Here is a 287-nt window from a genome sequence, read left to right as displayed (position 1 = left end):
GTGCAGCGCCTGGGCCGTCGCGCCCGCGGACGGCGCGCTGCACGTGTTCGGACCGGACGGCAGGCGTATCGAAAACAATTTCAATCGGCAGGAGGAAGCATGATCGTTGTGTGTGGTGAAGCGTTGTTCGATGTGTTCGCGGCGGAGGAGGGGGGAGAGAAGCGGGCGGCCGCCATCGACCTGTCGGCCTGCCAGGGCGGTTCGCCGTTCAACCTGGCGACCGGCGTGGCGCGGCTGGGCGGCACCGCGTCGTTCTTCGGCGGCCTGTCGCGCGACCTGTTCGGCCG

Annotated in this window: 1 pseudogene; it reads left to right on the top strand. The window is 69.3% G+C overall.

Features of this window, described 5'->3' with window-relative positions:
* Positions 1 to 99: 99 nt before the first annotated feature.
* Positions 100 to 287: pseudogene (locus ACEN88_RS35235) on the top strand (carbohydrate kinase); the annotation flags it as partial.

The organism is Massilia sp. CT11-108 (assembly GCF_047302915.1).
Classification (GTDB): domain Bacteria; phylum Pseudomonadota; class Gammaproteobacteria; order Burkholderiales; family Burkholderiaceae_D; genus Telluria; species Telluria orientalis.
This window is presented reverse-complemented; position numbering and strand designations above follow the sequence as displayed.